21 protein-coding genes and 1 pseudogene are annotated in these 23236 nt (G+C 50.8%); 14 read left to right on the forward strand and 8 right to left on the reverse strand.

Features of this window, described 5'->3' with window-relative positions; genetic code table 11:
- Positions 1 to 18: 18 nt before the first annotated feature.
- The 4 genes from RB620_RS21365 (at position 19) to RB620_RS21380 (ending at position 4134) form a co-directional block, all read left to right on the forward strand.
- Positions 19 to 603 carry a hypothetical protein gene (locus RB620_RS21365; protein ID WP_308097863.1) on the forward strand — a complete coding sequence of 195 codons (585 nt, stop codon included), beginning with the start codon at positions 19 to 21 and terminating at the stop codon, positions 601 to 603.
- A 105-nt stretch (positions 604 to 708) separates the two neighbouring features.
- Positions 709 to 1983 (forward strand): stalk domain-containing protein, encoded by a 1275-nt coding sequence (locus RB620_RS21370; RefSeq protein ID WP_308097865.1) that lies wholly within the window; start codon positions 709 to 711, stop codon positions 1981 to 1983.
- Between the two features lie 94 nt (positions 1984 to 2077).
- Positions 2078 to 3091 (forward strand): FecCD family ABC transporter permease, encoded by a 1014-nt coding sequence (locus RB620_RS21375; protein ID WP_308097867.1) that lies wholly within the window; start codon positions 2078 to 2080, stop codon positions 3089 to 3091.
- Entirely contained in the window at positions 3088 to 4134 is a 1047-nt protein-coding gene (locus RB620_RS21380) for a FecCD family ABC transporter permease (protein WP_308097869.1), read from the forward strand. The genes RB620_RS21375 and RB620_RS21380 overlap by 4 nt, the downstream gene beginning before the upstream one ends.
- A 506-nt stretch (positions 4135 to 4640) precedes the next feature.
- Here RB620_RS21380 and RB620_RS21385 read toward each other — a convergent pair.
- The 4 genes from RB620_RS21385 to RB620_RS21400 all read right to left on the reverse strand — a co-directional run bounded on the left by RB620_RS21385 (position 4641) and on the right by RB620_RS21400 (position 8616).
- Complete coding sequence (locus RB620_RS21385; protein ID WP_308097871.1) at positions 4641 to 5390, reverse strand: SDR family NAD(P)-dependent oxidoreductase; 750 nt, start codon at positions 5388 to 5390, stop codon at positions 4641 to 4643.
- 25 nt (positions 5391 to 5415) lie between these two features.
- Positions 5416 to 6378: a helix-turn-helix transcriptional regulator gene (locus RB620_RS21390; RefSeq protein ID WP_308097873.1), complete on the reverse strand. Its 963-nt coding sequence runs from the start codon at positions 6376 to 6378 to the stop codon at positions 5416 to 5418.
- 46 nt (positions 6379 to 6424) lie between these two features.
- Positions 6425 to 7945: an MDR family MFS transporter gene (locus RB620_RS21395; RefSeq protein WP_308097875.1), complete on the reverse strand. Its 1521-nt coding sequence runs from the start codon at positions 7943 to 7945 to the stop codon at positions 6425 to 6427.
- Positions 7946 to 8334: 389 nt separating this feature from the next.
- Positions 8335 to 8616: a hypothetical protein gene (locus tag RB620_RS21400; RefSeq protein WP_308097877.1), complete on the reverse strand. Its 282-nt coding sequence runs from the start codon at positions 8614 to 8616 to the stop codon at positions 8335 to 8337.
- 156 nt (positions 8617 to 8772) lie between these two features.
- Between RB620_RS21400 and RB620_RS21405 the strand changes: the two genes are divergently transcribed.
- Positions 8773 to 9165 (forward strand): hypothetical protein, encoded by a 393-nt coding sequence (locus RB620_RS21405; protein WP_308097879.1) that lies wholly within the window; start codon positions 8773 to 8775, stop codon positions 9163 to 9165.
- Positions 9166 to 9184: 19 nt separating this feature from the next.
- Here the strand turns inward: RB620_RS21405 and RB620_RS21410 are convergent, their stop codons facing one another.
- Entirely contained in the window at positions 9185 to 10462 is a 1278-nt protein-coding gene (locus RB620_RS21410) for an MFS transporter (protein ID WP_308097881.1), read from the reverse strand.
- Positions 10463 to 10837: 375 nt separating this feature from the next.
- On the opposite strand from RB620_RS21410, the gene RB620_RS21415 reads away from it, so the two are divergent.
- The 3 genes from RB620_RS21415 to cstA all read left to right on the forward strand — a co-directional run bounded on the left by RB620_RS21415 (position 10838) and on the right by cstA (position 15285).
- Positions 10838 to 12586, forward strand: a complete 1749-nt coding sequence (locus tag RB620_RS21415; protein ID WP_308097883.1) for a LytS/YhcK type 5TM receptor domain-containing protein — start codon at positions 10838 to 10840, stop codon at positions 12584 to 12586.
- Positions 12587 to 12599: 13 nt separating this feature from the next.
- Positions 12600 to 13346 (forward strand): LytR/AlgR family response regulator transcription factor, encoded by a 747-nt coding sequence (locus RB620_RS21420; protein ID WP_308097886.1) that lies wholly within the window; start codon positions 12600 to 12602, stop codon positions 13344 to 13346.
- 145 nt (positions 13347 to 13491) lie between these two features.
- A complete protein-coding gene (gene cstA, locus RB620_RS21425; protein WP_308097887.1) occupies positions 13492 to 15285 on the forward strand; it encodes a carbon starvation protein CstA in 1794 nt (597 codons plus the stop codon).
- A gap of 99 nt (positions 15286 to 15384) precedes the next feature.
- Here the strand turns inward: cstA and RB620_RS21430 are convergent, their stop codons facing one another.
- On the reverse strand, positions 15385 to 16326 hold the full coding sequence (locus tag RB620_RS21430) for an NADP-dependent oxidoreductase (protein ID WP_308097889.1): 942 nt from the start codon (positions 16324 to 16326) through the stop codon (positions 15385 to 15387).
- A 261-nt stretch (positions 16327 to 16587) separates the two neighbouring features.
- Between RB620_RS21430 and RB620_RS21435 the strand changes: the two genes are divergently transcribed.
- Positions 16588 to 17118: a TetR/AcrR family transcriptional regulator gene (locus RB620_RS21435; protein WP_308097960.1), complete on the forward strand. Its 531-nt coding sequence runs from the start codon at positions 16588 to 16590 to the stop codon at positions 17116 to 17118.
- 122 nt (positions 17119 to 17240) lie between these two features.
- Here RB620_RS21435 and RB620_RS21440 read toward each other — a convergent pair whose 3' ends face one another.
- Both RB620_RS21440 and RB620_RS21445 read right to left on the reverse strand, forming a co-directional pair.
- Positions 17241 to 17639, reverse strand: a complete 399-nt coding sequence (locus RB620_RS21440) for a hypothetical protein (protein WP_308097891.1) — start codon at positions 17637 to 17639, stop codon at positions 17241 to 17243.
- Positions 17640 to 17654: 15 nt separating this feature from the next.
- On the reverse strand, positions 17655 to 18692 hold the full coding sequence (locus RB620_RS21445; RefSeq protein ID WP_308097893.1) for a beta-propeller fold lactonase family protein: 1038 nt from the start codon (positions 18690 to 18692) through the stop codon (positions 17655 to 17657).
- A gap of 249 nt (positions 18693 to 18941) precedes the next feature.
- On the opposite strand from RB620_RS21445, the gene RB620_RS21450 reads away from it, so the two are divergent.
- The 5 genes and pseudogenes from RB620_RS21450 to RB620_RS21470 form a co-directional block, all read left to right on the forward strand.
- Positions 18942 to 20123, forward strand: coding sequence for a serine hydrolase domain-containing protein (locus RB620_RS21450; RefSeq protein ID WP_308097895.1), 1182 nt, complete (start codon positions 18942 to 18944; stop codon positions 20121 to 20123).
- 147 nt (positions 20124 to 20270) lie between these two features.
- Positions 20271 to 21389 (forward strand): RNA-guided endonuclease InsQ/TnpB family protein, encoded by a 1119-nt coding sequence (locus RB620_RS21455; RefSeq protein WP_308097896.1) that lies wholly within the window; start codon positions 20271 to 20273, stop codon positions 21387 to 21389.
- A gap of 344 nt (positions 21390 to 21733) precedes the next feature.
- Positions 21734 to 22111 carry a LytTR family DNA-binding domain-containing protein gene (locus RB620_RS21460; RefSeq protein WP_308097897.1) on the forward strand — a complete coding sequence of 126 codons (378 nt, stop codon included), beginning with the start codon at positions 21734 to 21736 and terminating at the stop codon, positions 22109 to 22111.
- Between the two features lie 10 nt (positions 22112 to 22121).
- Complete coding sequence (locus tag RB620_RS21465; RefSeq protein WP_308097899.1) at positions 22122 to 22553, forward strand: hypothetical protein; 432 nt, start codon at positions 22122 to 22124, stop codon at positions 22551 to 22553.
- A gap of 127 nt (positions 22554 to 22680) precedes the next feature.
- A pseudogene (locus RB620_RS21470) lies at positions 22681 to 23189 on the forward strand (IS1595 family transposase); the annotation flags it as partial.
- Between the last annotated feature and the right edge of the window lie 47 nt (positions 23190 to 23236).

The raw sequence follows: 23236 nt of genomic DNA on the forward strand, positions 1-23236 counted from the left end.
AGCTCCAACGAGAGCGGGATGAAGGAAGAAGCATCAACTGAGCCGTCGACAAATGAGACGGAAAAGGCGGCAGAAGTTAAAGAAGCCGAGGCAGCCAAAGAAACTGAAGCCACAAAAGCGACAACCGAAACAAAGGAAACCGTAGTAAAAACGGAAAAAAAAGCGGAGACGAAAGTATCCAAACAAACGAAAGAGATTCAAAAGGCGACGGTAACCAATAAAGAAACCAATGAAGCTGTCGTAGGATCGATCATGAATAAAACCGAGACGAAGGCGCCTGCCGTAAAAGCGGCCGATAAAGCCGATATTGAAAAAGCTGTGACGGTGATCCGGACGCTTGTGAAAGATTTGAAGCAAAAAGCCGAAGAGAGCAGCGCCGAAGAAGTAAAAACGCTTGCCGGACAAATCATCAAAGCCTGGGATGCCCTAAAATCGGATGTTAAAACGGCCGATGCGGAGTCGTACACGTTCCTTGACGAAAAAATAACGAAGCTTACCGAACAGATCGGTATGGATCCAATCGACTTGGAAGCTGTTATGCAAACGGACTATCAAATCTATCAAGGCTTCAGACAGCTGGCCGAAAAGCTGGGTATTGAATAATTTAAAAATTCGTACTTGACAGACGGAAGTAACAATAATATGATTCTATTTGAAAATGATTATCATTATTAAAGTACCTGTCGGCGAAAGGGAGAGAGAAAGTTCATGGTCAAATCAATGTACCGGTATTTAGCTTTATCCATTGCAATCATTCTGGCATTCGGCACGGTTCCTTTTACGGCTGTCGCCGCCGAAGCAATTTCCGTCGTTCTGGACGGCAGCAAGCTATCGTTTGACGTACAGCCGCAAACGGTAAGCGGCCGCACGGTCGTTCCTTACAGAACGCTGGCCGAGAAAGTCGGGGCCAAAGTAAGCTGGGATCAGAAGACCAAAAAAATTACGGTCGCCAAAGGTACGAAAACGGTCGAGCTCACCTTAAACAGCAAAACGGCGAAGTTAAACGGAACGTCGGTTACTCTGGACGTAGCGCCTTTCGTTAAAAACGGAGTTACGCTGGTTCCGCTGCGATTCATTGGCGAGTCGCTCGGTCTGTGGGTAAGCTGGAACGGATCGACAAAAACCGTTTCGCTCGAAAGCAAAAAGACCGTCACCCACGCCATGGGACAAACGACGTTAAGCAGTGTTCCGACACGGGTTGTCGTATTGTTTAACGGCATGGTGGACATCTCGCTCACGCTTGGTGTCAAACCTGTAGGCGCGGTAGAATCCTGGGTTCAAAAGCCTTGGTACCACTACTTGAGAGCGGACATGGGCGGCGTCAAAAATCTCGGTAACGAAAATCAGCCGAACCTGGAAGCGATTGTCGCATTGAAGCCGGACCTCATCATCGGATCGAAGCTGCGTCATGAGAAAATTTACGACCAACTGTCCCAAATTGCTCCGACGGTCATGACAACGGACGTCTTTGACTGGAAAACGAATATGGAGATCGCGTCCGTTGCATTGAACAAACAGGATGTTGCAGCTGAATTTATGGCAGATTGGAATAAACGGGTCGCAACGTTCAAATCGAAAATGGGCAGCAAGCTGAAAACTAAAGTATCCATCATCCGATTCCAGCCGGATGGAAGCGCGCGTTTTTATGTTAGCGGATTTGCGGGTACGATGCTGAATGAGCTTGGCTTATCTCGTCCTAAAGCCCAGCAAGTCGAGGGGAAAATCGTCGTTGGCTTGACTTCGAAAGAACAGATTCCGCAACTTGACGGAGACGTCATCTTTGATATTACGTCCGATTGGGCCGGTGACGAGGCATCGTTCAAATCGCAGGCGGATTGGACTTCGAATCCGCTCTGGAACAATTTGAAGGGTGTCAAGAACGGCAGATATTATAAGGTAAACGATGTTACCTGGAATATGTCCGGCGGCGCGACTGCAGCCAAAATGATGCTGGACGATCTGTATTTCTACTTCGATCTGTAATCGATCGGATCAGGTAATGAATCGATAAGCGACATAAAAGAATGGGCGATTACGCTCATTCTTTTATGCGTATGGAGAGACTGGAGAGAAGTGTATGGGGAACGTTTTACCGGGGATTGCCGCCAAGAGCGCAGGGATCGTCATCGGAGCCATCCTGCTGCTGGTTTGCCTGTACGCAAGCATCGCTCTTGGAGCGACGAAGGTCGGATTCAATGATGTCGTACAGTCGTTTACGAATTACGATGAAAGCTCGAACAATCAGATTATTATAAAAACATCCCGTATGCCGAGAGCGTTCATCGCGGCTGCCATAGGCGCAAGCCTCGCTATTGCGGGAGCCCTTATCCAGGCCATTACCAGAAATCCGCTCGCCGACCCGAATGTGCTCGGCATTAACTTCGGTGCATCTTTTTTTGTTGTCCTGGCGGTTACCGTATTGTCCGTTTCATCGACAACTTCGATCATGTGGATTGCTTTCCTGGGGGCGGCGATCGGAGCGGCAGCTGCCTATCTGCTTGGTTCGGTCGGCCGGGACGGGTTGACGCCGCTCAAAATCATTATGGCGGGCGCGGCATTAAGCGCTTTATTTTCTTCTTTTACGCAAGGGATGCTCGTCCTCGACGAACAAGGGCTGGATGCAGTGCTTTTCTGGCTGACGGGCTCGGTCGCAGGACGGACGATGGAGATGCTGTCAGCCGTTTGGCCCTTCATGGTAGTTTGCTGGCTTGCAGCGCTGCTGCTCGCAAGGCACATCAACGTGCTGATGATGGGGGATGACGCGGCGAAAGGCTTGGGCCAGCGGACGCTCGCGGTGAAGATCGCGGCCGGAGTGATAATCGGCATTCTTGCGGGATGCTCGGTTGCGGTCGCGGGCCCGGTCGGATTTATCGGCATGGTGATTCCGTATATGGCCCGTTTTTTTGCCGGTATGGATTACCGTTGGATTATACCGTATAGTGCGATGCTTGGCGCGATACTGCTGCTGCTTTCCGACATTGCCGCGCGGTTCGCCATCATGCCGGAAGAGCTTCCAGTCGGCGTCGTGACCGCTCTGATCGGGATTCCCTTCTTCATATACGTTGCGCGAAGGGGGCTTGAGAAATCATGAAGTACGATTCTCCGCCTCGTTTCGGCAGGCTGCCGGTTTCTATTTTGCTTCATAAAAAAACGTTTTCGATTACAGTCGCGTTAATATTGGCCAATTTGGCGGCTCTTCTCGTCAGCACGGGCTTGGGCGATATGTACATAAACCCGCTTGACGTCGTGAGAACGATATTCGGCAAAGGAACGGAAGACCATACGATTGTCATCCATACATTAAGATTGCCTCGTATTATAGCCGCCTTTCTGGTCGGCGCTTCGCTCGCTGCGGCGGGCGCCATTCTGCAGGGCGTAATACGCAACCCGCTCGCTTCTCCGGATATCATCGGCATAACGAGCGGGGCGTCCGTCGCTGCGGTTGCGTTCATTACTTATTTTGCGGGAACGGTCAGCATCAAATGGCTTCCAGTCGCCGCTATGGCCGGAGCCGGTATCACGTCGATGATCATTTACATGCTGGCATGGAAGAAAGGCGTAACGCCGATCCGTCTCGTGCTCATCGGAATCGGAATGAACTTTATGCTGGCCTCGTTAACGAAAGTCATGCTCGTGTTAAGTCCGATCACGGTGGCCGGCGAAGCGTATATATGGTTGACGGGAACGGTTTACGGTACGAGTTGGGAGATGGTTTGGACCATGCTTCCGTGGACGCTTTTCTTTATCCCGCTTGCAATCCTTAATGCGCGGCAGGTGAACGTATTGCAGCTTGGTGACGAGATTGCGACGGGCGTCGGCAGTTCCGTGGGGCGCCAGCGATTATTATTGGTGTGGATCAGTGTGGCGCTTGCCGGAAGTGCAGTCGCAGTGGGCGGTGGGATCGCGTTTATCGGCCTCATCGCACCTCATATGACACGCAAAATGATCGGGCCGTCGTTCGGCGGCGTTCTTCCGGTGTCCGCATTAATCGGCGGTCTGATTGTCGTCGTTGCCGATCTGATTGCTAGAACGGCGTTTACCCCTTACGACATTCCTGTTGGCGTTTTTACCGCAGGAGTAGGCGCGCCTTTCTTCATCTATTTGCTATATCGGAACAGAAATGTTAGAACGTAAAGATCAGATGGCGGCCATCCGTCGATTAAGAAGACCGTTAAGGCTAAATGTCTAATAACGGTCTTCTTTTTTATTAACCACCGCCCTAGCCCGTACTGTAATGACCACAACACTAATCGTGGTAACATTACTGGTTCGGGAAAATCAACGACTGCACAGTTTATATAATAATGTTCCGTATGGGATACAGTCACAAGTGGTGGTTTGAGGAAGAGCAAGGACATCCAGTTTAAATTTACGATGATTATAGAACTATGCAAAAAATCGTTGATGACTTACAGAGCGGTAGTTACTACGAAGTTATGAATAAGGCTCTAAAGAGGTGGAAAATATTTGTTGCTTCTGTTCTGTCATCTTCAGAACCTACCTTATTGGATGGGACAGTTGATTATCAATTCACCAAAAAGAGTTAAATAACGATGGTAACGAGCGAAAATGGCAATAGTCGCGCTTGGCGAACCCGGCGTTTTGTAAATGGTGATACTCGTACCACATGCCTTTCACGCTTACTCCATAATAAGCCCGCCGGTTACAGGCGTGTAGGTTCCTGTTAGGAATCGAGCGTCATCGCCAGCGAGGAAAGAAATGACACCCGCCACATCTTCCGGCTCGGCGATACGTCTGAGCGGTGTGAAGCTGCCAACAACCCGGCCCTCCTCCTCCGAAATCATAAGGGGATCATCGGATCTAACGAAGCCGGGTGCAACGACATTCGCCGAGACGCCATAGGGTCCGAATTCTTGTGCAATATATCGGGCGAAGGTATCGAGTCCGCCCTTCCCCGTGCCGAATGCGATATATTGCGGGCTAGGATCTCTGCCTTCCGTGCTGGATAGATAGACGATTCGGCCGAATTGCTGTGCCATCATCGTGGGGATGACAGCCTTTGTCGGTATGAACGCCGCCTTCAATTCATCCGTCAACTGCCGTTCGAATTGTTCCCATGGGAGCTCGGCAAAGGTTGTAGCATGAACGCCCATGTTGGCAGTACATACAAGAACATCGACACGTCCGAATGTGTTCTTTACGGTTTCTACGAGTTTGCCGACTTGCTCTGCGCTGCGGACATCCGCTTGAATCGAAATCGCTTCTCCGCCATCCGCGATAATTTCGGCCACGATGGATTCGGCAGCCACATCACTCTCGAAGTCGTTGACGACAACCTTCGCTCCCTGTCTAGCAAGCTGAATGCACGTCGCTCTCCCTATTCCCCGAGCGCCGCCGGTAACAATCGTTACTTTTCCATGTAAGGACATGTTATTCCCCCCTCCTTCTCGCAACTTAGACCTGATCGGATGCTGAATATTGCTCCGCAATTTCTAGTGCAACCTGCCTCACCTTCGCGGCAATCGAAGCAGGCTTCAGCACGATGACATCTGTACGATAATAAAGCACCGTACCGATCAGCCAATTCTCGCTCGTGTAGGTTGTTCGCACAATGAGTTTTCCATCCGCTAACCGTTCAATATCCCGTTCATCGAAGCGGTCCATCACGGAAACGGCTACGGATGCCTCAAACAACAGGGCAACATGAATCGCCTCATTTGCTTCATTCGTCTCGGGTTTTTTCCACCGATCATTTAGCTCCGCTAGCGATTCCGTTCGACGAATGAAGGTGTCTGATTGTATGCTTAACTCCCTAATTCGCGACAGCTTGAAGATTCGGTAATCGCCGCGCAATCGGCAATAGCCGTGAAGGTACCATGAATAGGTTTTGAGCACGAGCGCCATCGGCTCGACCTCGCGTTCTTGCTCTTCCCCTTTTCTGCTCGTGTACGTGAATCGAATGAGCTTCCGATCATTCACCGCTTGGCGAAGCGAATCGTACCGGCTTCGATCCTCTTCGCTATTCTTCCAAGGGGTAAAATCAATATGAATGCGATTGCCTTCTCCAGCCCGGCCCTGCTCCGCTTGCGCCACCATCGCGCCTACCTTGCTAAGCAGAAGATCCATATTTGATCGATCATAAGCTTTCGTCGTCTCAAGACCGCGGAGCGCGGTTGAGAGGGCGGTCAGTTCGTCGAAGGACAACAATTGCCGGTCCAGCCGGAAGCTGTCCATAATCTCGTAACCGCCCTCCATGCCCGTATAGGAGACGATGGGAATGCCAGCTTGACCGAGCGTATCGAGGTCGCGATATACCGTGCGCAAAGACACTTCAAGTCGATCCGCCAATTCCTGCGCCTGTACCCTCTTCCGATTAAGCAGCAGAATCGTAATGGCCATTAGCCGTTCAAGCTTCATTGTCATCTCTCCTAAGTCGGCATGCTGCAGCTCGCCGATCTATGAATTAGTGCGCGGTTGCGAGTTCATCGCCATCGGTAACCGGATTCATCTTACCCTTCGTCATCATGAATGCCGCAATCAGCGCTAAAACAGCGGGTATGAGGCTCCAGGCAAAGGTTGCTCCAATGGAGCTCGACAGCCCGGCGGTAATCGTATCAAGAAGCTGAGGATCGACAGATTGACGAAACGCCGGATTCAACAGCGAATGGGGATCGCTTAAGTTCAAGTCGGCCGGGACCGCTACGTCGCCTTTGCCAAGCGATTCGGTGAGTTTCGAGAGCAGGCTATGGCTTTGAATAATCCCGAAAATGGTAATGCCAAGCGCCATGCCGAGCGAGCGATTAAAATTCAAGGTCGAGCTTGCCGCCCCGCGCTGCGCCGGTGGAAACGAATCCATCACGGCCGTGCTAAGGACCGAGAAGGAAGCGCCGATTCCAAGACCGATTAGAATCATAATTCCCGTAATGGAAAGTCGAGAAGATTCTACCGTAATTTGCGAGAGGAGAGCAAGCCCTACCAGCAGCATTGCCAGCGTCCCGATCATGATGGTCCGGTATTGCAGCTTCGTCATCAGAAATCCGCCAAGCGTTGCGGTGACAACCGAACCCACCATCATCGGCAACAAGGTTAACCCCGAATTGGAGGCGGAACCGCCAATTACGCCCTGCACGTAGATCGGAATAAATATCGCCGCCGTCATGTATGCCGCGCCACTGAGCATAGCGACCAGATTGCTTGTCGTGTACAGTCTGCTGCGGAACAAGCCGAAGGAGATAATCGGTTCAGCGGCTTTTCTCTCAACCAGGACAAGCAAGAAAGCAAGAACCGCGAAACCGGCGAACAACCCGATAATTTGCGGGGAATCCCAGGCATACGTTTTGCCGCCTAACTCAAGTCCGAGAATAAAGCAGACAATGGCCCCGACGAGAAGAATAGAACCCGCCCAATCGATTTTTTGCCGCGAATGCTCTGCCGATTCCTTGTAGAACAAGGCAATCATCAGCAAGGCAATGAAGCCCAGGGGCAGATTGATGTAGAAGATCCACGACCAGCTGATGTGATCGGTGATATACCCGCCGAGCAGCGGACCGACGACGCTCGACAAACCGAACACCGCTCCGAATGCTCCCATCATCTTCCCGCGATCCTTAGGGGACACGACATCGAACAAAATCGTGAACGCAATGGATACCATCGCTCCGGCGCCGACCCCTTGCACCGCCCGATAAATGCTTAACTCTACGATGGATTGCGCCATTCCGCACAACGCGGAACCGATCATGAACACGATGATTCCAAAGATGAAAAAACGTTTGCGCCCATACATATCGGACAACTTGCCGAAGATCGGCATACATGCCATCTCCGCGACCATATACGCCGTGGTGACCCAAACGAATTTGTCGAGTCCCCCCATCTCTCCGACGATCGTGCCGATTGCCGTCGAAACGATCGTGTTGTCCATGGACGCCATCAGAATGGCAAGCAACAGTCCTCCAACGATTGCTGCTAGTTTGTTTTTCATACGCTCACTTTCCTTTCTTGTACCTGAATGGATGGGTTAACAATCATCTGAGATCATCATAACCCCCCTTTGTTGACAACAGTGTGTCAGGGAAGAAACGCCGGGGCGCAGCATTTTTAAAAAGGGTCTCTTCCATGCAATTGATCAGAAAAAAGGCAGGCGCCGAGAGATCGGCAGCCTGCCTGTTATTATCGTTTTGTTGGAGAACATTAAATTAAGCAAAAGTGCAAACGGAATCCGGTACAAATGTATGCGAAAAACGCTGTGACGTTATTGCACAACGAGAGCATAATCTATGTATTGTATTCACGTACAATAGCCAAGGAGTAGACCAAAGCAGAGCATCAACCTTTCAGGTCGGTGCTTTTTTACTAGCTGAACATAGCTTTTCAAGCAGAGCTCTGAAATAGCATTCTATTGTTTTCGCACCAAATCTGCCATTCGGTACGCGGGTTGCGGGGAGGGCTTTTCTGTATCGGGACGGACGGCTGCTGCGTCTCACTATTCTTTTTTATATCCGGCAAGACGGATATCGATTGCTTCTGTATCAAGTAAGCTTCAAACGAATAGACAATGCCGAGACATTCTGGTTTACTTTTATCGGTATGTTTTGCAGTATCACTTTTGATTGCCTTTATAAGATTCCAAATGAAGAGCAAAATGGCTTTCATTTTGTTACACCCCCAACTTAGTATTAAGAGTTAACTAGATTATAGCAAGTTTGCAATACAACTTCTGTCGAGTTATAACCCTGACGCAAAAAAATATTTAGACAAAATTTTTGTAGACCTTGATTCGGGCATATTACCTTTAAGGGGTGAAACTGTATGTTTGGAAAGATACTTTACTTGCTCATTCTGTCTTGCTTGTGTGTTTCAAATGCACAAGCGCATCCATTTCTGAAAATAGAAACAATTCCTGCCCCCGAGGGGAACTGGACTTATATCCCGGAGGGTAGCGGAGAAATGTTCATTCATGTCGAAACCGCTCATGCAAAGAAAATAAAAGTGTGGAGAGTTCCAACAGGAACACAACAGTGGAAGAACCGAAAACTCGTTTGCGAAGAATCAGGCTATAAAGATAATTGGAATTGTGTTTGGAGATATGATAAGGACGAGACCATACACGATCATTTTGTCGTTCAGGTATTTGGTGAGGGTTGGGAAATACAAGATAGTATCAATGTCACTCGCAGGCATGCTGAAGATCATCCGCAATAATGATTTCTGAATCGAAAGATTAATCGTTCGCCTCGCTTGGAGCTGTTGTACGGAAGGATCGGAGGCCGAGAAGGCCAACCACGAATGCCAGCAGGGTAAGGCCTGCTGCAGACAGGTACAAGTTCACGATGCCGAACCGTTCGGCAAGCCAGGCCATCACGAGCAGCGAAATGCAGAATACCAGATGCAGCAAGGTGGCTTGGGCGGACAACACTTTGGGCAGCATAAGCTTGTCCACGCTGCGCTGAATCAACGTGCGCCGGTTAATGATCGACAGCTCCGCGAACGGACCCATTAGCAATACGAGAATAAGCGCGATGAAAGGCTGGCTGTTGAGCGCGTAGAAGCTCGTCAGGATACCATACCCCGCCATGCCGATTAACATGGCCGTCAAGAAGCGGTTGCCAATGGCTCGCGCCAGCGCAAGCACCAGCAGCCCGCCGCCAACCGTCCCCGCGAAATACGCCGCGTTAATGAAGCCCCACCACTCTTCGCCTTGCCCAAGCGCGACCTGAACGAAGGCGAGCGTGAAGGCGCCGACCCAGACCGATCCGCCTAACATATCGATGATGTCCATTAAGGTGAGCAGCCGCAGACGTGGCATCCGCCAGATCTGCTTCCAGCCTTCGGTCAGCGTGTGCCATCTGGACGAAGAAGCGGCTGTGTTTGGTTCAGTCGAAACGACTTGATGCCGTTGCTGCAACGTCTCGGCATCCGCCGGCTCCTTGACGCCTAACGTAAAAGTTGCCGCCAGTCCATAGATGACGGCCGTCAGCATTAGCGTGGGGCTGGCACCCAGCAAAGCAACGATCACGCCGCTAAGCCCCCAGCCGGCAAACTGCACGACCTGGTCGCTAACGCTGAGGAGACCGTTGGCCTTGAGCAAACCTTGTTCATGCGCCACAAGCCGCGGCACGAGCGCGTTGCGGGCGGGAACTGTCCACCCGTCAAGGAACGACATGGCGAACACGAGCGTAAAAACAAGAACAAGCGAAAAATCGCTCCCGCTAAGCTGCAAGTATACGGCTAGGCATGCGAACAGAAGAAGCTGACCCGTCTGCGACAAGAGCAGCAGAGCGGGCAGCTTGAAGCGATTGATCAGCAACGGCGCGATCAGGCCGCTCAGCATCTGGGCACCGCTGCGCATAAACGGCATGAGCGCCGCCGAGACCAGCGATTGGGTCTGGTCTAGCACCAATACCGTAAGTGCCATTATGTAGAGCACATCCGCGGCGTTGGCCGCCGTCTGGGTGGTCCATAGGAAATAGAAAGGTCGAGTTAAGTTCGATGATTTCATGGCGGGTCTAGTCTCCGTTTCTGTATACAACAAGAATAAGGATACGGGAGTTGGTGCGGATTTACAATCGCGAGGGAAGATATAGCCTATGGCATCCTCCCTGTGTCCATTATGATGTCATTGTAATGGGAAGGATCATTTGCCCCTATCTCCCCATTTGGGGAGTTTTTTTACATCGGCAAAATGAAAGTGATGGTGCAGAATGTCGAGTACTTTCTATGGCTTTTATAAATATGTAGAATTGAAGGCACCCTACCCGGGTGCCTTTCGCTTTCGATTTCGGCGTATAGATGATAAAGTGAAACTTCAACGCCAATGATAGTAAAGCGGAAAATGGAGCTTCCTGTCCCAAAGCCAAACAAGAAGGTGAAGCGAATGATTCATTTATTGCCGCTCATGCTGGAGCGGGTCGGCATCCTGCTTATTGTCGTCTTTCTGCTTTCCAGAATGAGATCCTTTCGTCAAATCATTCATCATGAGCATCGGCTGAAGGAAAAGCTGTCGCTGATCGCGATCTTCGGGATCTTCGGGATCATCAGCAACTATACCGGGATCGAGATCAACCAGGGCGTCATTACATCGCCGGAATGGCAGGCGGATGTCGATTATGACAGCGCACTGGCCAATACGCGCGTGCTGGGGGTCGCGCTTGGCGGGTTGCTTGGCGGTCCGCTCGTCGGATTCGGAACCGGGCTCATTGCCGGCTTGCACCGGGTATCGCTAGGCGGATTTACGGCGTACGCGTGCGGCGTCTCCACGATATTGGCCGGCATTGCGACCGGTCTGCTCGGGGCCTATCTCCGCAAGAGAGGCCAAATTACGCCGTGGCGGGCGGTAGCGATCGGGATTGTTATGGAATGTGCCCAGATGGGGATTATTCTGCTCGCCGCAAAGCCGTTCGAAGCCGCGTTGGAGCTTGTCCGCGTCATCAGCGTTCCGATGATCGTCATCAACGGGTTCGGCACGCTGCTCTTCATGCTGATCGTGCAATCGATCATGCAGGAAGAGGAGCGGACGCGCGCGCTGCAAACGCATAATGTGCTGTATATCGCGGATCAGACGCTGCCGTATTTCCGCCAAGGGCTTAACGCGCATTCCTGCCGGGAGGCCGCAGCGATTATTCTCAAGTGGACGCATGCGGACGCGATCTCGATTACGAACCGCCATCAAGTATTGGCGCATGTCGGCGTCGGCTCCGACCACCATATTCAGATGCAGAGCCTGTCAACGCAATTAACGCGCAACGTGCTCGATCAAGGGCGGCTGCTCAAGGCGAAGTCGCGCGAAGAAATTCAATGCGATCGCCACGGCTGTCCGCTGCAGGCCGCGATCGTACTGCCGCTGAAGGTGCACCGGCAGATCGTCGGCACCTTGAAGCTTTATTTTACGAATCCGCATCAGATGGACAGGGTCGAGCAGGAATTGGCGGAAGGGCTGGGCAATCTGTTTTCGACGCAGCTGGAATTGGCCGAAGCCGAGCTGCAGAGCAAGCTGCTGAGGGACGCGGAGATTAAAGCGCTTCAGGCGCAAGTCCATCCGCATTTCCTGTTCAATGCGATTAATACGATATCCGCCCTCTGCCGAACGGACCCGGAGCAGGCGAGGAAGCTGCTGCTGCAGCTAGGCGTCTTCTTCCGCAGCAATCTGCAGGGAGCGCGGCAGATGCTCATTCCGCTCCGCAAGGAGCTGGAGCATGTCGAGGCGTATCTGATGCTGGAGAAGGCCCGATTTCCCGGCAGATACACGGTTCATCTGGACATCGAGCCGTCGCTGGAGCAGGTGCTCATCCCGCCTTTCACACTGCAGCCGCTCGTGGAGAACGCGGTGCGGCACGCATTCGGGAAGTCGAAAGGAAATCGCGGCGGACAGGTGACGATCCGGGGCCGCAAAGAGAAGGACCGGATGCTACTCATCACAGAGGATAACGGCAGCGGGATTCCGGCAGACTTGCTCGACACCCTTGGGAGACAAACGGTGCAATCGAAGACGGGAACCGGGACGGCTTTGCATAATATCAAGAAACGAATCGAGGAAATCTATGAGGGAGAGGCGAGCTTTCGGATTGAAAGCGATCGGAATGAAGGCACGAAAGTGATCATTACGGTGCCGATAAGCCATCATTAATGGGGGGAACAGAATGCTGAAGGCGTTTATCGTGGATGATGAACCGCTGGCAAGGGACGAACTGACATACATTCTTCATCGCACGAAACGGGTGGAGGTCGTCGGGGAAGCCGAATCGATCGATGAGGCGCTCCGGCATATCCGGCAATCGACGCCCGACGTTGTGTTTCTCGATATTCAGCTCGTCGAGGAGACAGGCTTGGAGCTGGCGCGACAGCTGCAGGGGCTGGATCGCAGGCCGGAGATCGTCTTCGCGACCGCCTATGATGAATATGCGCTCAAAGCGTTCGAGCTGAACGCCATCGATTATATTTTGAAGCCCTACGATGAAGTCCGCATCCAGCAGACGGTGGACAAGATCGCCAAGCTTCAAGAAACCAGAGGCGGCGATCAAGCCATGGCCGCATTCAGGCCATCCGCCGCTCCGGAGAGGACGGGCAAGCTGGCGGTTACCGTCGAGGAGCGAATTATTCTCGTGAATATAAGCCAAATCCTGTATATCGCCTCGGAGGAAGGGAAGACGCTGCTCGTCACGGATGCTCAGACCTACAAAGTGGGCGAGCCGCTTGTCGTGTTCGAGCATAAGCTGCAGGGCGGCTTGATCGTGCGCGTCCATCGTGCCTATCTCGTGAACGTCGACGCGATCGTGGAAATTCAGCCGTGGTTCCATTCGACGTTCACTCTGATTATGAAGAACGGATCGAAGGTGCCGGTCAGCCGAACTTACATGAAGGAGCTTAAGCAGCTGCTCGGACTGTAAACGCTCTCTTTGACATTGAAACCGCTTACGACTCATCTTTAGGTTTTTGCATTTCAACCTCAAACCTCTGCGCTCTATCGTGAAAACGCCATGCGGATCGTTTCATTTAGTATGATTCGTCTATAAAGGTATAGGGGGTTATAAAATGAATGCGATTTCAATCGTCATCGGCTCCATCTGTATTCTGATGATTGCCTATCGCCTGTATGGCACGTTTTTTGCGGCCAGGGTGTTGAAGCTAAATGATGCGAAGCCGACGCCGGCTCATACGATGAACGATGGGAAAGACTATGTACCAACGAATAAATGGGTTTCGTTCGGCCATCACTTCGCCGCCATTGCAGCAGCGGGTCCGCTGGTCGGTCCGATTCTGGCCGCGCAGTTCGGTTATCTGCCCGGCTTGCTGTGGCTTCTTATCGGTGCGGTCATCGGCGGAGCGGTGCACGATGCCGTCGTCCTGTTCGCTTCGATGCGCAGGAACGGCAAGTCGTTGTCCGAGGTCGCCAAGGAAGAACTCGGCCCGGTCGCCGGCTTCTGCACGGGTCTGGCCATGCTCTTCATCATCACGATTACGATGGCGGGCTTGTCCATGGTTGTCCTGCATGCGCTCGAGAATAACCCGTGGGGGACGTTCGCCGTCGCCATTACGATCCCAATCGCAATGGGCGTCGGACTCTTCTACAAGAAGACGGGCAACTTGAAGCTGGCTTCGACGATCGGGTTCATCTTGCTCATGATCGGCGTCTTTGCCGGTCCTTCGATTCAAGGCACGGTCATCGGCGATTGGCTGACATTCGATACGAAGACGCTTGCTATCATTCTGCCGATCTACGCTTTCTTTGCGGCGGCGCTGCCGGTCTGGCTGCTGCTTGCCCCTCGCGATTACTTGAGCAGCTTTATGAAAATCGGGGTCTTCATTGCGCTTATTATCGGCGTATTCATCATTAACCCGGCGATCCAATTCCCGGCTCTGACCGAGTTCGTGGGCGGCGGAGGTCCGATTCTGGCGGGTCCCGTATGGCCGTTCATCTCGATTACGATCGCGTGTGGCGCGATTTCCGGCTTCCACGCTTTCATCGGATCCGGCACGACTCCGAAGATGCTGAATCGCTGGACGGATATTAAAACGGTCGGATTCGGCGCGATGCTGGTCGAATGTGTCGTTGGCATCATGGCCTTGATCGCCGCGACCGCGCTGCAGCCGGCCGATTACTTCGCGATCAACTCCAAGCCGGAAGTGTTCGAGAAGCTCGGAATGACCGTGGTCAACTTGCCGGCGCTTAATGAAGCGATCGGGCTGGATCTGGAAGGCCGTACGGGCGGAGCGGTTACGCTTGCCGTCGGCATGACGTATATTTTCACGAAAATTCCGTGGTTCGAGAACCTGGCGCCTTACTTCTTCCAGTTCGTCATTATGTTCGAAGCGGTGTTCATTCTGACGGCTATCGACGCCGGCACGCGCGTCTCCCGCTATCTGATTCAAGACTTCTTTGGGGAGTTTTACAAGCCGCTTAAGAAGGTCGATTGGGTTCCGGGCACGATATTCGCCAGCGCGCTCGCCTGCTTCATGTGGGGCTACCTGTTGTTCTCGGGCGATATCGGCTCGGTATGGGCGCTGTTCGGCGTATCCAACCAGCTGATGGCCTCGATCGGACTCATTATTGGCGCAACCGTCATTCTGCATATCGCCGACAAGCGCCGCTATATGCTCACTTGCCTCATCCCGCTTGCCTACCTGTTCGTGACGGTCAACTATGCGGGGTTCTGGATGGTGAAGAACGTTTACCTCAATTCGTCCGCGGCCGGCTATAACGTGCTGAACGGGGTGTTGTCGATCATCATGCTGACGCTGGGCGTCGTTATCTTGGTCACGGCGGTCCGCAAATGGATTCGCATGTTCAACTCTCCGCGCGCGCAGATGGAATCGATGACCGCGTAAGTCATATTGTAACAGCGAGGCACCCAATGGATGGGTGCCTTTTCGTTTTCGGAATTTAGAGTGATAGGCTGAACCGTACCACAAGTAACGGCAAGTTTTTTATCGCACGCGGATGACGATTTTGCCACGCACCCGACGGCTTTCGCTTTTCTCATGAGCCTTGGCCGTTTCCTCCAAAGGGAATACGGAATCGATTGCCACTTTGATCAGCCCGGTGTCAACCAGTCGGGCAAATTTTTCTAAATAAGCGGCAGCAATCGGAGGATACTGAACCTCCTGAACCGAAATAGACGCTTTCGCTGCTTTTTCGGACGAGTATCGCCCCCATGCGATCGGTATAAGCCGACCTCCCGGCTTTAGAGTGTCCAGCAGCCAGTCCCCATTATCGCCACCGACCGTATCGAGTACTACGTCTACGCTCTGTGTGATTCCCGTTGGCAAGGCTGCCGCGTAGTCTACAAACTTGTCGACACCCAACTCGCGCAGGAAGGGCTCGTTTCGGGCGGAAGCAGTTCCAATGACGTTGGCCCCCTTCCATCGGGCCAACTGCAGGGCAAGATGACCAACACCTCCGGCGGCGCCATTAATCAGCACGGTCTGGCCCGCCTCCAGTTTGCCTTGCACGAACAGCGCATGCCAAGCTGTGAATCCGGACTGGGGTAAAGCCGCCGCCTCTACGAAATCGATCGAGCCGGGCATCAGTACTAAATGCCTGGCTGGAACGGCGACATATTCCGCACAGCCACCGCTGTTGGCGGTCATCCCGAAGACCATGTCACCAGGGCGAAAACCGGTCACATTGTCATCCACGCTGACGACAACTCCCGATACATCCCAACCGGGGATATAAGGAAGCTCGAACCGGTCGCCGGCAAAGCCCGATCGGATCTGCCAATCGCCCGGATTTACACCGACACCATGAACGCTGACGAGCACCTCGCCTTCGCCGGTATTCGGTACAGGTACCTCTTCTAAGCGAAGCACGTCCGGCCCTCCGTGATTATAGTAACGAATCGCTTTCATCGTACTTGCCAGTTCCATCGCTATGTCTCCTCCTCTGTTTCTGTTGAATGAACAGCCACCGTTTATTAAAATAGTAGAAAAAACAGTGATTGGGAACAACGGACAGTATTACTTCTGCGTCGGTTATACGACAAATAGGTCTTTTTGTCGGGTGGCTAGAGCGCGGCGGGTTCAAACCTGAATAAGGAGCTGGTGGAAGCGATGGAAAACGGCAGGAACGACAAGGATAGAAGGCGTAACCGTTCGCAGCGGCTTTTAAAGCAGGCATTTGCCGAACTGATGCGAGAGAAGGGATTTACTGCAATGACGGTCCAAGATATCGCCGATCGGGCGGATGTGCATAGGGGGACGTTCTATGCGCACTTTCCGGATAAATTTGCGCTGCTGGAGCAGTCCATCCGCGACAAGTTCCGCCACCTGCTGGAGCGGGAGCTTCCACCGGATTCCGGCTGGCACCCGGATCATATACGCATTCTGGTCAGAACAGTGCTTGAGCATATCCGATCGCTATATGGCCGATGCAGCCCGATCGACACCGTCAATCCACTGTTCGAGCATTCGATCCGCGACGAGCTCGCCAATCTGCTGCGGCAATGGCTTGCACAGCTTCGGGTGGATCGATCCGACAGACAAGTCTCTGTCGATACGATGGCGCTCATGACGAGTTGGTCGATCTTCGGGGCCGCAGTGCAGTGGAGCAAAAGTTACGAGGAAATAAGTGTGACGGAGATGACCGACCGCGTGCTGGCCGTGCTGACAGAGGGCGCTATCCGATTCGCGACGGATCCTTCTGCGGATCAGATTCGATGAAAGAAGCCTTCCTGAAAATAAAGAGACCCTTAGAAAAAGGGTCTTCGTACCGGGTTTATCGGTCAATCGCATAACGCAGTTGAACGACACCACCGCCGCTAAAGCTGGCTATTAGGAGGCTGCTAATCCTTGTCCTTCGTAAGGACTGTGACTTCTCCGGTATATCGGCCGCTGCATAAAGTGGTCATATTACAAGCCACAATAGTGGGGTCGCACTCGCAGCTAATCGTCAAAAAGGTTACACCCGTAGAGGCGAGTGATTTTTGCTGATTAATAACGACAGTTTGACCAGGCAGAGCGGGATCGGGAGCACTTACACGATGATTAATCGTTTCGCTAACTAGAACATTTCCATTTGAATCTTTTAAACGGGCTGTAATAATACATGATGAACTTGCATTGAAGACGTTGACAACCATGGTGACTGGCTTTTTTGCATGAAAATAAACGACTTCCGTTTGGTTGCAGAGTTGGGCAATATCACCCGATATAGAATATAAATCATGGATAGGGTCAGACATGTTTACTTCCTCCTTTTATAGTTCACCATTTTTTTGAAAGCGGGTTGCGATATGTTGCGGGTTGTTCCCAACCGCTATCGTTTGAATATTTGTATTGGTCTGGATATCGATCACCGTAACGCTGGCGGAACCATCATCCGCTACATAGGCCCGTTTACCGTCCGGCTCGATCGCTACGTGGAAAGGGGTAACTCCAACCCCAATCGTTTTAATATTGGTGTTGGTCAATATATCAATCACGGAGACGCTATTGGAACCGGCACCTCGATTAACAACATAGGCCCGTTTCCCGTCTGACGTAATCGCGATATGGAGAGGATTATTTCCAACGGTAATATCCGTTATCTTCGTATTGGTTTGAATATCAATCACCGATACGAAGGTGGTCAAAAAATTCGCTACGTAGGCCCGTTTGCCGTCCGGAGTGATCGCGGCATAGATGGGAGTGTTTCCTACCGTTATATCTGTTATCTTCGTGTTGTTCTGGATATCAATCACCGAGACATTGGCGGAGCCGTTATTGATGACATAAGCCCGTTTCCCTTCTGGCGTGATCGCGATATGGGCGGGATTCGATCCAACAGTTATATCAATGATCTTCGTGTTCGTCTGGATATCGATCACCGATACAGTGGTGGACCCTACATTTGCGACATAGGCTCGTTTCCCGTCCGGCGTGATCGCGATATGGAACGGACTCGTCCCTACCGTTATATCCGAGATCTTCGTATTGGTCAGAATATCGATCACCGATACTGTGGAGGGCCCTAGATTTGCGACGTAGGCCCGTTTTCCATCCGGCGTGATCGCGATGTGTTTGGGGGTGCTGCCTGTCACTATATCTGTAATCTTCGTGTTGGTTTGGATATCGATTACCGATACAGTAGTGGAACTGAAATTCGCAACATAGGCCAGTTTTTCATCCGGCGTAATCGCGATTTGCCGTGGAGAGTTTCCTACCGGTATATTAGAGATATTCGTGTTCGTCTGGGTATCAATCACAGAGACATTGTTGGTGATGCCGGCATTCGCAACATAGGCACGACCGATCATATTCATTCAACCTCCTTTCTCTATTCTTTATTCAATAGAGTATGAGTAATAGATTTAACGGGTAATAGACGATTCAGCACATTTTTTTACTCATATGGCCGATTGGCTGAAATCACAGAAACATCGTTAGCCCCGCAAAAAAGTCCACTTAACCTTGAATTTAGACCGCTTAGTTTAGAAGCGTTTCAAAATTTCCAACCACCGATTAGATTAATGTATGAAAAGTACATGAAGCGAAAGGTGGTCCCTATGAAATTAGTAATTAGAATCGTGCTTGGCTTTATCCTCGTAGCTGGAATCGGATTTGGTGTATTAGCCTATATGAATAGGCCGATATCGAAAGAGGCCGTTACTGAGAAAATCGAACAACGCTTAACAAACGTACTGGAAAAAAACGATTCGTTATCCAGCGCGCTATTGACGATTTACTCTGGCGAAACAGGTTACTTTGAACAATTTGCAGTAGGGACGACCAATCGCTCCTCCGACCAACCAGTTCGAACCGATAGTCCCTATCATGCGGCCAGCATCGGCAAAACCATGAATGCCGTTATCTATGGCCTATTAGTTGACGAAGGTAAAATCAGCTTTGACAATAAAATCGATTCTTGGCTGGAGGATGACATCCTTAAGGGATTATTCGTGGTAAACGGCACGGATTATAGCGACAAGGTCACGCTCAAACACTTACTGAGTCATACATCGGGCGTTGGCGATTATTTCGAAGGGCCGGTTAGAAGCGGGAAACCTTTACTGGAGATGATCACAGCGAATCCGGATCTTTCGTTTACCCCGGAGGAGTTGATTGCGTTCGCTAGAGATCACCAGGATCCTGTTGGAACGCCGGGACAACAATTTTATTATTCCGATACGGGCTATGTTTTGCTTGGTCTGATCCTAGAGGCGATCGAGGGGAAATCGTATTCGGATATTTTGGAAGAACGAATATTCGAGCCCCTGGGCATGAAGAATAGTTACCTTATGTTTTACCAGGAAAAACCGGCTGACATCCTTGGGATTTATTTGAATGGCATCGACTTAAGCGACCGAAACGCATTGTCGGTTGACTGGGCAGGCGGCGGCGTTGTTACCACGATGGATGATCTGCTGGCGTTCATGAGGGCTTTGGAAAATGGGGCATTCCTGTCGGATGAGGTTTATGGACAGATGACGGACTTTAGTCACCGCTATGACAAAGGGATCTATTACGGCATGGGCATGATGCGATTCGACTTCAGCGAGTTGTCGTTTCTGTTAGGCTCAATGACGGATGTTTATGGCGGCGTCGGAGCCACGGGAACCTATGTCTTATACGATAAAGCTAAGGATACCTTTTTTATTGCCAATTTTGGATCGCTTGGTTTTGCGGAAAAAGGGATAGAAGAATTAGTAAAAATAAGAATGATTTATGATAGAATGAAAGTTGAATAACTCATCCATAAGTTGTCATCAAAATCGCACAGGATACTCCCGCTTCAAGTGGGGGAGGAATGTACGTCAGGCGCTAGCCTGAATGATTTTTCATATGTTCTTGACCTCCAATATATGCTATCATAAGTATAGAGAGGAGGCGAACATATGATCGTAACCGTCACGGCAAAAATCAAGATTAAGCCGACGGATAGTCAAATTGAGGCGCTGCATCAAACCATGATCGCTTATCGGCGAGGCTGCAATCTGGTCTCTGACTGTGTGTTCGACTCGAGCGAATTAAAGCAGCCTGCTTTGCACCGAATGACCTATCAAACCCTTCGCGGCACGATTGGTCTGCGCTCCCAAATGGCTCAGTCGGTGATGAAAACCGTCATTGCCAGATACAAGACGATTCGGAGCAGCGGCCACGATTGGACGCGCGTGCAGTTTAAGAAGCCGGAATATGATCTTGTCTGGAATAGGGATTATTCGCTGAACTCGCAGCTGTTCTCCGTGAATACACTTCAGGGCCGCATCAAAGTCCCCTTCGAATCCAAAGGAATGGAAGCTTATTTCGACGGCTCTTGGACATTCGGCACAGCAAAGCTTGTCTGGAAAAAACGCAAATGGTTTCTGCATATTCCTGTATCTAAGGAAATAGCAGTCCCTGGGCTGCAGGACATCGAACAAGTTGCTGGGATCGATCTAGGCATCAACTTTATTGCCACGGCATACGGCTCCGATGGCAAGACCGTCTTCTATCGAGGCAGGGCGCTGAAACGAAAACGAGCGAACTACAAACGATTGCGTTCCGAGCTTCAGCGCAAACAAACAGCCTCGTCACGCCGCAGGCTAAAACAAATCGGAGAGCGAGAAACCCGCTGGATGACGGATGTGAATCATCAGGTCAGTAAGGCACTCGCCCGCCGGTACGGGGCGAATACGCTGTTCGTGCTGGAAGATTTGACAGGTATTCGTCGTGCAACGGAAAAGACCAGGTTAAAGGATCGATATGTGACGGTATCGTGGGCGTTCCACCAGCTTCGCAAAATGGTGGAGTACAAAGCGCAGCTTGTGGGATCGATCGCGATTGCAGTTGATCCGAGGCATACCTCGCAAGCGTGTCCGGTATGCGGCCACATCGCAAAAGAAAATCGGGATAAAGGGAAGCATCGTTTCCAATGCCGGGACTGCGGATATGCAAGCAATGATGACCGCATAGGCGCTATGAATCTCTGTCTGAAGGGAAAACAGTACCTTCTTCAAGGTGCAGGCGTAGCATGACTAGGCTTGCAGGGCAGCTGTCAATCTGCCCATCGATAGGCGTATGCTTATCGTGGATGTAACACCACGTTCTTCTGAACGCAAAGAGATCGGAGTTGCAGAGACGTTACCACGACCCTGGTAGTTACAAGCTCCACTTCAAACAATAGTTAAGTGGGAGTCATTGACTAGGAGACACATGATGGTTCAATTATTGTGTTCGAATAAAGTGTACGAGAAGTTGAAACAAGAATGTTCCAAATACCAAATCGAGATTAAGCAAGACAGTGATTTGGTGCTCGTCGAACAAGGCTACGACATCCCGAGCGGAAAGTTTTTGCATTGTATTCGAAGCCATCGATTACATGGACGTCATCAAGCTTTTGGTGTCCGGCGTTCGAGAAGACATTCACTTTTTGAATACTCTTACAGGTTTTAGCGATAATAAATTCGCGGTTATTGAACCAAGGGATGTGTTATACCTGGAAGCGGGTCCCGATGGCCTTATGGCGCATACAAAATCCAAACCTTACAGTATCAAAGAAACGCTGCACTATTATGAGAACATATGGGCAGCCAAAGGTTTCGTACGGATCAATAAATCGCAGCTCGTTAATTTGCTGCATGTAAAAGAAATCGTCCCTTGGTTTAACTCCAGATACGTGCTTAGAATGGATAATCACGCTGAATTGGAAGTATCGAAGATGTTTTCGAAAAAGCTTAGGAACACACTCAACATATAGGAGTACCCTCATGGAGAATATTCATTTCGCTAATATTATCAAGTCCTTTTTTCTTGGTCTCTTCATAGGCGTGATCTTGCAGGTTTACGACAATTCGGATGTGTTATTCGAATATAAAGTTTTGACGGTATTAGCCAGCGGAAGCATTGGCTTCCTGGTCGGTTTGATTACGGAATGGCTGACCTCCATTCTCCCGATTCGTATGGCCAACGCTCGAATGTACTTCTTTATGAACAACTTGATCGCGCTAGTCGTGACTACGATTATTATGGCATCCTTGATCATGATCACAAGCTCTAAAATGGTGAGCAAAGGAGAATTCGCGCCCCTCTTATTGATCGTGCTTGGCATTATCTGTATAGCGAATCTATTTGATTATTTGATGTATCGACGAGCTCAAAATAAATTGAAAAGATTTAAAGACGAATTTAACGAAAACTAGAGAGAAGTACGGAGGCGGCGATTCGCGAATCGCCGCCTTTTTTCTTTTTTTTAGGCTATGTTAACCTTCATTGTTGATATTTGAAGTTAACGAACATTTGTTCTATAATAAGGGTGATCATACCGAACGTAGGCCGCGTAAGCGCGGCGGAAAAGTGAAGCACCGTGGTATCAGCAACGAGCAAATCTGCGTACTGGTCGCCAGAGACCGTCAGAAAATGACCTTTTCGGGCGTTCTTGGACGTGGGCGTATCCGTACTACGAAACTGGATGAAGCAATTGGTTCTCCCTGTCGAACTCCAATGTGCTTTGTACGGATTCCTGGCGTGCGTTCAGTTCCTATGCCAATCAAAAGGGTTTGGCACATTACCGTTTCAAGTCCGATGGGAAACAGCGCGTTAAAGGCGTTTACCATATCCAGAACGTCAATAGCTACCATAGCCGTCTGAAGAAATGGATGGACCGCTTCAACGGAGTAGCAACCAAGTATTTGGAGCATTACCTGGCGTGGTTCCGCTATCTTGACAGCAAGGAATATGAGAATACAACGTCGAATAAGAAAAACATGTTGGTCTCCTCATGCCTGTTTTCTGTGAAGGATACGAACGCCAGACTTCGACGAATGGCTTACTGTTGAGTTTACGGGAGGATAATTCCAACTTGTGGCATTATCGTATATACACG

The sequence above is a fragment of the Paenibacillus sp. LHD-117 genome, assembly GCF_030929555.1.
Lineage (GTDB): Bacteria > Bacillota > Bacilli > Paenibacillales > Paenibacillaceae > Pristimantibacillus.

Bases quoted from the DNA above. Each gene is read 5' to 3' on its own strand.
- RB620_RS21365 (WP_308097863.1), top strand. From the start codon at position 19: ATGAAGGAAGAAGCATCAACTGAGCCGTCGACAAATGAGACGGAAAAG.
- RB620_RS21370 (WP_308097865.1), top strand. From the start codon at position 709: ATGGTCAAATCAATGTACCGGTATTTAGCTTTATCCATTGCAATCATT.
- RB620_RS21375 (WP_308097867.1), top strand. From the start codon at position 2,078: ATGGGGAACGTTTTACCGGGGATTGCCGCCAAGAGCGCAGGGATCGTC.
- RB620_RS21380 (WP_308097869.1), top strand. From the start codon at position 3,088: ATGAAGTACGATTCTCCGCCTCGTTTCGGCAGGCTGCCGGTTTCTATT.
- RB620_RS21385 (WP_308097871.1), bottom strand. From the start codon at position 5,390: ATGTCCTTACATGGAAAAGTAACGATTGTTACCGGCGGCGCTCGGGGA.
- RB620_RS21390 (WP_308097873.1), bottom strand. From the start codon at position 6,378: ATGAAGCTTGAACGGCTAATGGCCATTACGATTCTGCTGCTTAATCGG.
- RB620_RS21395 (WP_308097875.1), bottom strand. From the start codon at position 7,945: ATGAAAAACAAACTAGCAGCAATCGTTGGAGGACTGTTGCTTGCCATT.
- RB620_RS21400 (WP_308097877.1), bottom strand. From the start codon at position 8,616: ATGAAAGCCATTTTGCTCTTCATTTGGAATCTTATAAAGGCAATCAAA.
- RB620_RS21405 (WP_308097879.1), top strand. From the start codon at position 8,773: ATGTTTGGAAAGATACTTTACTTGCTCATTCTGTCTTGCTTGTGTGTT.
- RB620_RS21410 (WP_308097881.1), bottom strand. From the start codon at position 10,462: ATGAAATCATCGAACTTAACTCGACCTTTCTATTTCCTATGGACCACC.
- RB620_RS21415 (WP_308097883.1), top strand. From the start codon at position 10,838: ATGATTCATTTATTGCCGCTCATGCTGGAGCGGGTCGGCATCCTGCTT.
- RB620_RS21420 (WP_308097886.1), top strand. From the start codon at position 12,600: ATGCTGAAGGCGTTTATCGTGGATGATGAACCGCTGGCAAGGGACGAA.
- cstA (WP_308097887.1), top strand. From the start codon at position 13,492: ATGAATGCGATTTCAATCGTCATCGGCTCCATCTGTATTCTGATGATT.
- RB620_RS21430 (WP_308097889.1), bottom strand. From the start codon at position 16,326: ATGGAACTGGCAAGTACGATGAAAGCGATTCGTTACTATAATCACGGA.
- RB620_RS21435 (WP_308097960.1), top strand. From the start codon at position 16,588: ATGCGAGAGAAGGGATTTACTGCAATGACGGTCCAAGATATCGCCGAT.
- RB620_RS21440 (WP_308097891.1), bottom strand. From the start codon at position 17,639: ATGTCTGACCCTATCCATGATTTATATTCTATATCGGGTGATATTGCC.
- RB620_RS21445 (WP_308097893.1), bottom strand. From the start codon at position 18,692: ATGATCGGTCGTGCCTATGTTGCGAATGCCGGCATCACCAACAATGTC.
- RB620_RS21450 (WP_308097895.1), top strand. From the start codon at position 18,942: ATGAAATTAGTAATTAGAATCGTGCTTGGCTTTATCCTCGTAGCTGGA.
- RB620_RS21455 (WP_308097896.1), top strand. From the start codon at position 20,271: ATGATCGTAACCGTCACGGCAAAAATCAAGATTAAGCCGACGGATAGT.
- RB620_RS21460 (WP_308097897.1), top strand. From the start codon at position 21,734: ATGGACGTCATCAAGCTTTTGGTGTCCGGCGTTCGAGAAGACATTCAC.
- RB620_RS21465 (WP_308097899.1), top strand. From the start codon at position 22,122: ATGGAGAATATTCATTTCGCTAATATTATCAAGTCCTTTTTTCTTGGT.